The sequence below is a fragment of the Limnofasciculus baicalensis BBK-W-15 genome (genome assembly GCF_024178385.1).
GTDB lineage: Bacteria > Cyanobacteriota > Cyanobacteriia > Cyanobacteriales > Coleofasciculaceae > Limnofasciculus > Limnofasciculus baicalensis.
This window is the reverse complement of sequence record NZ_JAMZMM010000201.1, coordinates 1-11,013: the sequence shown is the minus strand read 5'-3', so window position 1 is coordinate 11,013 and position 11,013 is coordinate 1. Positions and strand designations below refer to the sequence as shown.

12 protein-coding genes and 1 tRNA gene are annotated in these 11,013 nt (G+C 43.0%); 6 read left to right on the top strand and 7 right to left on the bottom strand.

What is annotated here, in order from left to right; genetic code table 11:
- Positions 1-375: 375 nt before the first annotated feature.
- Both NJ959_RS18470 and NJ959_RS18465 read left to right on the top strand, forming a co-directional pair.
- On the top strand, positions 376-1,251 hold the full coding sequence (locus tag NJ959_RS18470) for a M48 family metallopeptidase (protein WP_254013207.1): 876 nt from the start codon (positions 376-378) through the stop codon (positions 1,249-1,251).
- A tRNA-Leu gene (locus tag NJ959_RS18465) sits at positions 1,230-1,312 on the top strand. The genes NJ959_RS18470 and NJ959_RS18465 overlap by 22 nt, the downstream gene beginning before the upstream one ends.
- Before the next feature lie 160 nt (positions 1,313-1,472).
- Here the strand turns inward: NJ959_RS18465 and murG are convergent.
- Entirely contained in the window at positions 1,473-2,552 is a 1,080-nt protein-coding gene (gene murG / locus NJ959_RS18460; RefSeq protein WP_254013206.1) for an undecaprenyldiphospho-muramoylpentapeptide beta-N-acetylglucosaminyltransferase, read from the bottom strand.
- Positions 2,553-2,804: 252 nt separating this feature from the next.
- Between murG and NJ959_RS18455 the strand changes: the two genes are divergently transcribed.
- Together NJ959_RS18455 and NJ959_RS18450 are read left to right on the top strand one after the other, a co-directional pair.
- On the top strand, positions 2,805-3,554 hold the full coding sequence (locus tag NJ959_RS18455; protein ID WP_254013205.1) for a DUF8623 domain-containing protein: 750 nt from the start codon (positions 2,805-2,807) through the stop codon (positions 3,552-3,554).
- A 135-nt stretch (positions 3,555-3,689) separates the two neighbouring features.
- Positions 3,690-4,091: a fasciclin domain-containing protein gene (locus NJ959_RS18450; protein ID WP_254013204.1), complete on the top strand. Its 402-nt coding sequence runs from the start codon at positions 3,690-3,692 to the stop codon at positions 4,089-4,091.
- Positions 4,092-4,313: 222 nt separating this feature from the next.
- Here the strand turns inward: NJ959_RS18450 and NJ959_RS18445 are convergent, their stop codons facing one another.
- Together NJ959_RS18445 and NJ959_RS18440 are read right to left on the bottom strand one after the other, a co-directional pair.
- Positions 4,314-4,568 (bottom strand): hypothetical protein, encoded by a 255-nt coding sequence (locus NJ959_RS18445; RefSeq protein ID WP_254013203.1) that lies wholly within the window; start codon positions 4,566-4,568, stop codon positions 4,314-4,316.
- A 32-nt stretch (positions 4,569-4,600) separates the two neighbouring features.
- On the bottom strand, positions 4,601-5,086 hold the full coding sequence (locus NJ959_RS18440) for an NUDIX domain-containing protein (protein ID WP_254013202.1): 486 nt from the start codon (positions 5,084-5,086) through the stop codon (positions 4,601-4,603).
- Between the two features lie 61 nt (positions 5,087-5,147).
- Between NJ959_RS18440 and cax the strand changes: the two genes are divergently transcribed.
- On the top strand, positions 5,148-6,254 hold the full coding sequence (gene cax / locus NJ959_RS18435) for a calcium/proton exchanger (RefSeq protein ID WP_254013201.1): 1,107 nt from the start codon (positions 5,148-5,150) through the stop codon (positions 6,252-6,254).
- 56 nt (positions 6,255-6,310) lie between these two features.
- Here cax and NJ959_RS18430 read toward each other — a convergent pair whose 3' ends face one another.
- From NJ959_RS18430 to NJ959_RS18415, 4 genes are all read right to left on the bottom strand, one after another.
- Positions 6,311-6,556, bottom strand: coding sequence for a hypothetical protein (locus NJ959_RS18430; protein WP_254013200.1), 246 nt, complete (start codon positions 6,554-6,556; stop codon positions 6,311-6,313).
- A 104-nt stretch (positions 6,557-6,660) separates the two neighbouring features.
- A complete protein-coding gene (locus tag NJ959_RS18425) occupies positions 6,661-7,431 on the bottom strand; it encodes a sporulation protein (protein WP_254013199.1) in 771 nt (256 codons plus the stop codon).
- 601 nt (positions 7,432-8,032) lie between these two features.
- Complete coding sequence (locus NJ959_RS18420) at positions 8,033-8,938, bottom strand: S1 RNA-binding domain-containing protein (RefSeq protein ID WP_254013198.1); 906 nt, start codon at positions 8,936-8,938, stop codon at positions 8,033-8,035.
- Positions 8,939-8,974: 36 nt separating this feature from the next.
- Positions 8,975-9,718 carry a dienelactone hydrolase family protein gene (locus tag NJ959_RS18415; protein WP_254013197.1) on the bottom strand — a complete coding sequence of 248 codons (744 nt, stop codon included), beginning with the start codon at positions 9,716-9,718 and terminating at the stop codon, positions 8,975-8,977.
- A gap of 218 nt (positions 9,719-9,936) precedes the next feature.
- Between NJ959_RS18415 and NJ959_RS18410 the strand changes: the two genes are divergently transcribed.
- On the top strand, positions 9,937-10,917 hold the full coding sequence (locus NJ959_RS18410) for a GntR family transcriptional regulator (RefSeq protein WP_254013196.1): 981 nt from the start codon (positions 9,937-9,939) through the stop codon (positions 10,915-10,917).
- Positions 10,918-11,013: the final 96 nt, after the last annotated feature.

Genomic DNA, 11,013 nt, shown 5'->3' with positions numbered 1-11,013 from the left:
AAATCAATGGTTTCAGGAACTGAGAATGTCTTAACCGCCCTGGCGGTTGCTATAACAATTGTAAACAATTGTCAAGTTAACTTGACAATTACTTCTGTTCTATAGTATAAACCAAGCTATTTAAACTACAAGCTCCAAAAGACCATCCTCTCAGATGTATAGCAGTCCGCGCTGGTGTGGTTACACAGTTAAAAATGGATGCTCGATCTGGAGTGCATTAGAGCATTTGTACTATAAATATACCAGCGAGAAGCGCTATATCTGATGAGTGTGTTACATTGAGACGATCGCAGAATGTCTGAAATTGTCTGGATTAAAAGTATCAGTACGTCAATATATCAATAGCTAGCCAACTCTTAATTTATATTTGTTCCCATGACATTTCCCAAAACACTCCTACTAGGGCTAAAAGCCGATCAATTCCGTCATCCCCTGGATTTTCAAGCTACTCAAGCCCTCAAGCAAATACCTGGACTTGACTTGATAGTACGGAATCTCCTCGGCTCCCTAGCAGAACAGTTTTTTTACCTAAATAATATCGCCGCCAGCGTTTTAGTTGGGGAAAACCAACTGCCGCACCTCCATAACCTGCTCTTAGAAGCCTGCAAAGTTCTCGATTTAGAGCCACCTCAGCTTTACGTCCAGCAAAATCCCGCACCCAATGCTTATACTCTGGCAATGCGGGGTAAGCAACCCTTCATTGTACTCCACACATCCTTAATCGATATCCTGACACCAGAAGAAATTCAGGCGGTTATCGCTCACGAACTAGGTCACCTGAAGTGCGAACATGGGGTTTACCTCACCCCTGTTAATATTATGATCTTGGCGGCGAGTATCCTACCCATTTGGGGCACGGTAATTGCTCAAAATCTTCAAGAACAACTCCTCAACTGGTTGCGGTGTGCAGAATTTTCTTGCGATCGCGCTGCACTTTTAGCAACTCAAAACCCCAGAGTCGTCATGTCTGTCTTGATGAAACTTGCAGGTGGTTCCCCGACTCTAGCACCACAACTCAACCTTGATGCCTTCATCGATCAAGCCAGAGCTTACGATAATATTAGTAATACAGAGTTGGGTCAACTCCTCAAGCAAACCCAGACAGCGCAACTGTCTCATCCCGTTCCCGTGCTACGTGCTAGAGAGATCGATCGTTGGGCTAGTTCTCAAAATTATCAATCTTTGTTGCATCAGGCGCAGATCGTGTATAATGGTGAAATGACTTCCAAGGGCGAATGGCGGAATTGGTAGACGCACCACACTCAAAATGTGGCGGCCTCCGGTCGTGAGAGTTCGAGTCTCTCCTCGCCCATGAATAAAGAACAATTGGCTTTAGCCCATTAAGAACAATGGGCTAGAGCCAATTGTTCTTTTATTGGGAAAGCTAGAATAATGGACACTTTTTGATATTTTTGTATTTAAGCAGGCGAGATGCCTGCTCTACAAATTCTAGGTTAGAGGGCAATTGGATATTAATTATTAATTTTTGGGATTTTCTTTCCATCCATAACATAACGTACTATAATATTCAAACGCTCCGTACTATCTTGTCTTGCCAAATGAATCGCGCTGCCAGTCATTTGTTTGAGAAGCTCGGGAGAATTTAATAAATCCAAAACCTTACTTGATAGGATTTCAGGTGTTAATTCTTCCTGAAGAAAAGCTACAGCCGCACCAGCTTGAACAAAGGCAGCAGCATTATAAGCTTGGTGATTTTCTGCCGCATAAGGATAGGGAATGAGAATAGATGGCGTTTTAGTTATCGCCAATTCTGTTAAGGCACTCGCACCAGCACGACTAATTGCCAGATTAGCGCGTTGTAGCAGCGCTGGCATCTCGTTGTAAAAGGGCATTTGGATATATTGAGGATGTTGTAAACTCCCAACATCTGGATCGTTTTCCCCAGTTAAATGAACGATCCAGATACCCGCTTCAAATAAAGTATTGGCACATTGACGCACCAGTTGATTCACAGCAACAGCGCCTTGGGAACCACCAACAACTACAACCAAAGGGACATCTTCAGGAATGGGTAAATCTAGCTTCTTTTTATCAAAAAAACTGCCTCGCACTGGTGTACCCACAGTGAGGGTTTTGGCTAGGGGTAGATACTTAGCAGCATCTTCAAAACCCAGGATCACCGCAGTACAGAATGGAGCAAGCAACCGAGTTACCTTGCCGGGAATCGCATTAGATTCGTGTAGAATTACTGGTAAACCAAGTAAACGTGCGGCAATAATTGCGGGTGCAGCAATATAACCGCCAGTGGTGAAGAGTCCCTCAAAAGGACCATCGATCAGGACTTGCCATGCCTTATAAATGGAACAGAGTAAGCCCAGGGAGGTGCGTAATGTACCTAAACCAAAGGGTTTTTGAAAGCCTTCAGCTTCGATCTCGTGGATGTAATACTGGGGAGGGACGAGGTTTTTTTCCGCTCGGTTGGGGACACCCAGCCAACCAATTTTATAATCGGGTAACTTTTGGGCTAGTGCGATCGCGGGAAATATATGTCCTCCAGTACCACTAGCGGCAATCAGTAAGCGCTTCGGCATTTTATCCAAGGTTTCTCATCCTCCTACAGGTAACTGCGATCCAAAGCTAAAATCAATCAGTAGCAAATTGGCGACAATAGCATCTTAACCGCCATTTAAAGACCAATTTCTGCGATTAAACTATTTTCTACGATACCCCCCATGGTCAATCCGCTAAACTTACTCGGTCTCCTTTCCCAGTTTTCTAGCACAAAAGCGAAGTTGTTGTCGCCTCACAGGTCAATATTTTTTCTATTAACCCTCAGTCTAACTGTGGCTTCGGCTGATCCTGTCAAAGCCGAAACAGCCGAAACTGCACCGCCAGCCCTGAAAGAAGCCCTTTCCCAAATCGATGCGGCAGCGAATCGGCGGGATGCTTCTGGTGTAATGCAGTTCTATGGTAACAATTTCAAGAATGGCGATGGCTTAAATCGCTCGGCGATGGAAGAAGTCCTCAAAAAATTCTGGGAACATTATCCCCAGTTAAACTACCGCACGGAACTCCAGTCTTGGCAGAATGAGGGCAATGCTATTGTAGCCGAAACGATTACATACATTACTGGGAGTGACTCAAGCAACGGCATGAAAGGGAAATTGGAATCTACTTTGCGATCGCGCCAGCGTTACGAAGGTCAAAAAATCGTTTACTCAGAAATTTTAGCAGAAGCGTCTCAGATCGTTTCCGGCTCTAATCCACCCACAGTACAGGTTAATTTACCAGAGCAGGTGTCTGTTAATCAGCCTTTTGCTTTTGATGCGATCGTCAAGGAACCTTTAGGGAATGATATGTTATTGGGAACGGCGATAGAAGAACCGATTACTCCGGAGCGCTATAGCCAACCTTCTGACTTTGAGTTGGAGTTATTGCCAGGAGGTGGACTTTTTAAGGAGGGGAAAGCACCTGTAACAAAAGAAAATCGCTGGATTTCAGCCGTGTTAATTCGAGCCAATGGCATGACTACCATTACTCGGCGGTTGTTAGTTGTTGATGGCGGTAGGGGTTCGAGGAGTTCGTCACAGTAGGGGATGATGAATAGTAGGAAAGGTTATTTTTTGGTAAAAACTTTGCATTATTGCCATGGAAAACACGGCTGATCTGGTGAGTCTTTGTTTTCATGAAACGGTTACAATAATTTTTGATCGGATGAGTTGAAATAGATGGCTGATATTGTTGATATTGCAGTTGGTGCGGGTTCTTTTAATACGCTGGTAGCTGCTGTCCAAGCTGCTGGCTTAGTAGAGACGCTCAAAAGCCCTGGTCCTTTTACTGTCTTTGCCCCGAATGATGAGGCTTTTGCTAAGTTACCACCAGGGACAATCCAAACCTTACTTCAGAATATTCCTCAACTGGCGCGGATTCTTACCTATCATGTCGTCGCGGGTAAGTTAACCCAAGCGGATTTGGCAACGGTTGATTCGGTGACTTCTGTTGAGGGATCTGCGATTAGAATTGATTGTTCTGATGGGTTTGAGGTGAAAAATGCTACTGTCTTAGCGCCCGATATTGAGGCGGATAACGGGGTTATCCATGTTATTGATACGGTGATTCTGATGGGGTGAATGAGGAATTAGGAGTTTTGAGTTTTGAGTTTTGAGTTTTGAGTTAAAAATCTTCTCCCCTACTCCCTACTCCCTACTCCAAAAAAAAATAAGAGAGCCACACGAGGCGACTCTCCAGACTATCAGGGTGCATCTACATACACCATTATATTATTTGGGGGTGAAGGGTGTCACCCCCTATTATGTGAAGATTTGATGAAGTTCTTGCCAATCGATTGGGATTTAGGCTGTCACACTACAGACGATGCCACACTGAGTTGAATTTTTGGATTGATTGTACCAGCATTTATATTTACATCCTTGAGGCAAGACGCTAGAGTCTTCTGACTCTAACTTGCGATTGACAAAGGTACATTCAATAGTTGTAGCTTCAGGAATACCGGATTGGATTAGTACCGCCTTGAAACCTGATACGATATCGGCAAGTTGGGAATGGGTGTGACGAGTTAAGTTCATCTGGGAATAGTTATCAGTCATAGCTGATTTCTCGGAAAAATCTCCTTATATTTCTACGTGATGGCTTCGGTTACTTCCGGATAGTTTATCACAAGTGCAATAATGCGATCGCGGTTTGTTTCAATTAGTTCTTTTTGTTCTGGCCAAAAGCATGATGGGAGTTGCTCGAGGGGGAACCAGTCCAGCTTATAATGAATGTAAGGATCGGTAGGAATACCTTCTACTTGCTCGGTGATAAATAGAAAATAGTGAATTTTTTTCCAACTTCTTTTCCGAAAGTCTAGTCTTTCTTGCACGCCTAGAGGAGCGATGAGTTGTAAGTTTGATAATCCTGCTTCTTCTGCTATTTCTCGCTTGGCTGCTTCTTCAATAGTTTCACCTGGATCGACATGTCCTTTGGGCAAGACATATTCGGTCCTGTTATTTTCTTGTACTAAGGCTACATAAATCTGGTTATTCTCTAGGCGTGCAACGATGCCACCCGCTGAGATTTGTTCGGGGACTCCTGGAATTCGCTCGTACCAAGTTTGGTCAATCATAATTATTATTTTACTAGTGGCGATAAGTGAGGTAAAGTCAATTTACTCCTATTTAACAGCTATGGTCAATAAATCCCTGATTCCCCTAATTTTACTAATTTTCGTCCCCTTTTCAATCGCTGCCGATTTCTTGAGATGGGGTGAATTTGCGGTTTTGATGACATCGATACTGGCGATTATTCCCCTCTCCATTTGGCTGAGTATCGCTGCGGAAAAGATTGCGGTGGTGACTGGGCCATCTATTGGAGGCTTAGTCAATGCAGTTTTTGGCAACGCCACGACGCTAATTATTGCTTTAGTGGCACTGAAAAATGGACTGGTGGATATCGTGCGAGCTAGTATTACGGGTAGTATTATCAATGCGCTGTTGCTACTGTTAGGGTTGGCGATGCTAGCGGGGGGACTACGTTATAAAGAGCAAAAATTTAAGCCGATTTTTGCGAGAGTTAATGGCTCTTCTATGACATTAGCTGTAACTGCGATCGCACTCCCGACAATGGTAATTAACACCTCCAAAATAGTAGATTCTACTGCGATTCGCAATCTCTCCATTATTGTAGCAACAGTCTTGATTCTCGTCTACGGGCTAACGCTGCTATTTTCGCTCAAAACCCACAGCTACCTTTACGACATTGGGATAGCAGATGAAGGAATGGATGAAGCAACTAATGAATTGACTGGAGATACACCCCAAAACAAGTTATCATTTTGGCTAATAGTATTGTTAGCTACCACCCTTACTGTTGCCTTTGAATCAGATCTATTTGTCAATGTCATCGAATCAGAAATTAAGCGACTCGGACTAACACCACTCTTTACAGGCGTGGTTTTGCTGCCCTTGATTAGTGATGTAGCGGGCTATGTGACAGTTGTCCGATTAGCTATCAAAAATAAAATGGATTTAACGGTTTCCATCGCCATGGGTGATAGTTTACTTATTTCTTTATTTGTTGCGCCAATTTTGGTCCTTGTCGGGCAATTTGTGGGGCAACCAATCGATCTCAATTTTAATCCATTTGAAGTTGTGGCGGTTGCGATCGCTGTTATTGTCAGTAATCTGATTAGCTTTGGTGGTCGTTCTAATTGGTTGGATGGAACTTTACTCCTCGCGACTTACTTTATATTAGCAGTTGCTTTCTATTACCATCCTCCTTTAAATTACATGTAATTTAGATAGAAACTTACCTTAATCATCGCATCTTACTTCTAGCCTCTTACCTCTTATTAGATAATCTCTACTAACGGGTTAACCAGCTTGTCAATAATCTTTGTTTGGTTCAATTTCCGATCGCGCTCTTGGCGTTTTCTCAATCCTAAGATTAATTTAGCAATACCCTCACTGGAGAATCCATAAGCCGATCCTAAGCGCAAAATGGCTAATTCTTTGCGGGTAAGGGGGGCTTGACGCTGCTGCGATGTGTTATGATGCCGCTCTAAATTTAAAATTCCCATTGTTTTAATTCTCCTCATTAGTTTTCTTGTCAGAGGAGATGCTTCCTTATATATATTATACTGCGATTACTTGAGGTTGAGTAGTCTGCTCGATCTTCATAGAGAATAGTCATGATTTCCTGTTATATATACTTTTGAAGTGTTCCATCAATAATTGCTTCTAAATCGTCACTACGGTGTAGGTAATCTGGTGTCACGATCAGATGAACTCGCTTTTCATCTGCATCAAATGCTTCGGCAATAAAACCGCCCAAACCTCGCGCCCGTTTGTCGATTTCCAGGTTTACTTTTAACTCATCGGCATTTAGAGAAAAGATAACTTCTAATTCATCTAACTTTCCTCTGTATTTACCTGTAGGGCGAAACTCAAATTCTTGGACAAAGGGATAATTACCTCCTAAACGGGGATTGTACTGGCAATCCACTTCATGGAGTTGAAAGCCAATATTTTTGATATTATTTATTACTAAGTCCATTAAAGGATGGGGGGATACATGAATGTAGTCGATATCTTTTGGATCGATAGCGAGGGCAACATCTAATCCTGTACGCAAATAAACTGGTTGGTTTTTCACTGTTAGTGGTGTTTGATAGGGAAGCTGGATGGAAAAGCTAATCGCTTTCGTTTCTTGGGCGGCGATGGTGAAGGTATCACAGAGGCAATATTTTACTAATTCACAGGTTTCTGTCACGGTGGTGTCATCAACTTCTCGCTTGTATTGGGTGGCGATATATAGGTGGATTTCCTTAATATCTTGCTCCACATCTCCCCCGGTAATATAGACTTCCCCATCGATTATTTCGCCGGGAATGAAGGAATCCTGGTTTAGACGTGTATCAACAGTTGCTGCCCCAATCCCAACTTTGGCTAAAAGCTTTTTGAACATGGACATGGTTTCACCTCTTGCTTGGCAATATTAGATCTTAGTTTATTTAGTTTACGGAGAAAAAGGATGGATTGCACCTTGGCAAGATTCTAACATGTTCTCTCGGTAGGTTGGTGGTTATCTACTTTAGTGCCAGGGTGTGTTTGACAATTGTATTGACTTTGTTGGGGAGAGTTGAGATCCTCTTAAATCCTCCTTAAAAAGGGGGATTATAGCGCCGTTTGTGAGTTACAATTGAATTAGCCTGGATCAATATATTTTATGAAAGGACATCAAGCTGAGGTAGATCTTTATTTCCATCTTGCACCGTCGCAACAGCCCGCCAGTGGTTAAAACCACTGTCTAATAGCTAAAGTCGTCTAAAGACGACTGAATCAGAGTTTAGTCCATTTTAATGGACTTAAGCTATTAGACAGAGAATTTATTCTCTGGCGGTTATAGCAACTCATAACTTCCACGCCTTCCAACATGGGCGATTGGAAATCGCAGCTACACTTTCCCAAGTCTCCCTGCGCAGACTAATTAATAACCCGCGCAGGCGGGTTTTGTCTGTGTAGCTGCGGTTGAAACCGCCCCATTAAAACTGGTGCTTCCACTCGCCCATTACTTATTCCTGCAACAGCTTCTTCCTCGCCCTTTCTGCTCGGGCATCAGCACTATCCATGACATCAGACATATTCTCCAACATTTCCCCAGGATGATTTTCTAACACTCTAGTAGATAAAGAAATCCGCCCTTGCCCTTCATCCAAATTAATAATCACTGCTTTAATGATTTGACCAATTTGAAATACTGTTGTCAAGGAAGCTACCATACTCTGACTGACTTGCTTGATATGGAGTAAACCAGTAATACCCTCTAAATCGACAAATACGCCAAAGGGTTTGATACTTGCTACTTTTCCTTCTACTAATTGCCCTAATTCCAACTGACTGAAACTCTCAGCACGACTTGCTTCTCGTTGGGATACGACTAATTTGTTGCGATCGCGGTCTCCTTCTAGTATAGTAACAGTTAAAACCTGACCGATTAAGGATTCTAGTTTTTCCCGTTCCCTCAAGTGCGATCGCGGTACGAATCCTCGCAGCCCTCGAAAATCTACCGTCACCCCACCTTTATTTACGCCAGATACTCGCACTTGTAATGATTTTCCACTTTCTTGGAGTACGGCTACTTCATCCCAAAGTTTCTTAATTTCTAACTGACGCAGCGATACGGTAACTTGTCCATCAGCATCTTCTTCTCGGATAATGAAGAAATCCATTTCCTCATTTAATGGCATTGCTTCTGTCCAATCTACTGAGGAGTTTGCTGATATTTCATTCCCTGGAATGTAGGCTAGAGATTTGCCGCCAATGTCTACATAAGCACCATTGGTTTCGTAGTTATGTACTTTGCCTCGCACCACTTCTCCTTTTTTAAACCCATAGTCTTGTGCTTCGAGGGCTTTGGCAAAATCATCCATGGAAAAGGATAGATTGCTGGTTTGAGCAGGAGTTTTTTTTGAATTCATGACGGTTAATAGATTAAAAAAAATTAGTTTACTGACTTACAGAAGTTCTTGCTTAAATAACTGCTTTACCTGTTTCCAGGCATCTTGTGCTGCTGTTTCATTGTAGCTGGCGCGTCGATCGCAGTAGAAGCCGTGATCTGCCCCCTGATAACGGAATACTTGGTGCATAATTTGGTATTTTTCTAGTTGTGCCTCAATTTCATCTACTTGTGCCACGGGGATACTATTATCTTCCATGCCAAAGAAAAGATATATTATACCTTTAATATCTTTAGTGCAAGTAATTGTGGGAACACTGCCGCCAGGAGTCATCGTCGTAATTCCTGCACCATAGAAGGAAGCGGTGGCTTTAATATTAGGTAGGGTAGCAGCAAGATAGGCGACATGACCACCAAAACAAAAGCCGATACAACCAATAGCGCCCGGTTTTACTGGGGTTTTGCCATTCAAGTAATCAATTGTTGCCTGAATGTCTCCTAGAATTTCTGTTGCTTTAGTTTGTTCCTTATATTGTTTGCCAATTTTAATATCTTCTTGAGTGTATCCGGTTTCAAAGCCGGGAGCTTGGCGCTGATAAAGGGCTGGTGCAATAGCGATGTAGCCTTCTTTGGCAAGTCTTCGCGTCACATCCTGGATGTGATCGTTGACACCAAAGATTTCCTGGAATACCACTACTCCTGGACAAGGTTCATCACTTACAGGGATTGCCAGGTAAGCTGCTATTTCCAGAGTATCGTTGGTAATTTTCACCCAATCAGTCTTAATTTCTCTATCTGTCATCCTTTAGCCTCGATCCTTTATTCTTTATCTGTAATCATAAAACATTTTGCCTCTTTCGTTTAAAGTTATAATTGGCGGAAGTATTTTCTGTCTATGTTCATTCATAATAGAAGAGGTAAGGGGAAATGTCAGATGGAGTAACGAAGTAAATTATTGACAAATAAAAATATGGTAATTTTGACTTTTAATTAATAGAGATTAGAGAAGGAGAGATGGAGATGGTTCAATATCGGATTCAAAGTGATAGCGAAATCCCAGCATCAAAACAACTATTCGATCAGATACAGTTTGCGATCGCATCTCGGCAATATCCCCCTGGACATAAATTGCCCAGTACCCGTCAACTGGCGATGGAGACTGGTTTACATCGCAATACAATCAGTAAAGTATACCGCCAGTTAGAAGAGACTGGACTGGTAGAATCTATGGCAGGCTCGGGTATTTATGTCAAGGCACAAGGACATGAAGCAGGTGCCCATGGCTCTCCCCTGCTACAACAGTATCCCGAAGCATCGAAAGTGGTACAAGAGAGTCTAGATCAACTTTTAGGGCAAGGGCGTTCCCTCTCTCAAGCGAGGGAGTTATTTCTGGCGGAAATAGACTGGCGGCTCCGTTGTAGTGCTAGAGTCCTGGTTACGGTTGAGTCGCGCGATATGGGTGCTGGAGAGTTGATGGCGCAAGAGTTAGAATCTGCTTTGGGAATTCCTGTACAGTTAGTACCAATGGAAGAACTTGCTCAAACCCTAGAAAGGACTAATTCTGGCACGGTAGTGACTAATCGCTATTTCATCAAGCTTGCCGAAGAAATTGCGGCTCCCAAAGCTGTGCGGGTGATTCCTGTTGATATCCACGATTATGTCCCAGAAATCGATATCGTCAAAAGTCTTCCCAAAGGTAGTTGTTTGGGTTGCGTTAGTCTGAGTGTGGGTATCCTCGGGATTGCCGAAGTACTCATCCACAGTTTGCGCGGGGATGACTTGCTGGTAATGACAGCGCAGGTTCACGATCGGTATAAACTTAAGGCTTTAGTCCGGACTGCTAAAACTATTATTAGCGATCAAGCTAGTTATCCCACCGTGAAACAGGCAATTAGTGATGCTAGAGACGACTTAATTCGCGCCCCTAAAATATTTTGTAGTGAGACTTATATTGGTAGCAAGTCCATTAGTCTCCTGAAACGGGAACTAGGTTTAGGTTAAAAGAGGTAAGAGGTCAGGGGCAAGAGAAATTAGATCGATTTTAACCGATAGCCACTCACCCATAATCACCTCTTACCTTCAACCCCTAGCCCCCAG

What these genes read in the sequence shown, in the direction of transcription:
- NJ959_RS18450 (WP_254013204.1), top strand. Translation starts at nt 3,690, where the DNA reads ATGGCTGATATTGTTGATATTGCAGTTGGTGCGGGTTCTTTTAATACG.
- murG (WP_254013206.1), bottom strand. Translation starts at nt 2,552, where the DNA reads ATGCCGAAGCGCTTACTGATTGCCGCTAGTGGTACTGGAGGACATATA.
- NJ959_RS18415 (WP_254013197.1), bottom strand. Translation starts at nt 9,718, where the DNA reads ATGACAGATAGAGAAATTAAGACTGATTGGGTGAAAATTACCAACGAT.
- NJ959_RS18420 (WP_254013198.1), bottom strand. Translation starts at nt 8,938, where the DNA reads ATGAATTCAAAAAAAACTCCTGCTCAAACCAGCAATCTATCCTTTTCC.
- NJ959_RS18440 (WP_254013202.1), bottom strand. Translation starts at nt 5,086, where the DNA reads ATGATTGACCAAACTTGGTACGAGCGAATTCCAGGAGTCCCCGAACAA.
- NJ959_RS18445 (WP_254013203.1), bottom strand. Translation starts at nt 4,568, where the DNA reads ATGACTGATAACTATTCCCAGATGAACTTAACTCGTCACACCCATTCC.
- cax (WP_254013201.1), top strand. Translation starts at nt 5,148, where the DNA reads ATGGTCAATAAATCCCTGATTCCCCTAATTTTACTAATTTTCGTCCCC.
- NJ959_RS18430 (WP_254013200.1), bottom strand. Translation starts at nt 6,556, where the DNA reads ATGAGGAGAATTAAAACAATGGGAATTTTAAATTTAGAGCGGCATCAT.
- NJ959_RS18425 (WP_254013199.1), bottom strand. Translation starts at nt 7,431, where the DNA reads ATGTCCATGTTCAAAAAGCTTTTAGCCAAAGTTGGGATTGGGGCAGCA.
- NJ959_RS18470 (WP_254013207.1), top strand. Translation starts at nt 376, where the DNA reads ATGACATTTCCCAAAACACTCCTACTAGGGCTAAAAGCCGATCAATTC.
- NJ959_RS18410 (WP_254013196.1), top strand. Translation starts at nt 9,937, where the DNA reads ATGGTTCAATATCGGATTCAAAGTGATAGCGAAATCCCAGCATCAAAA.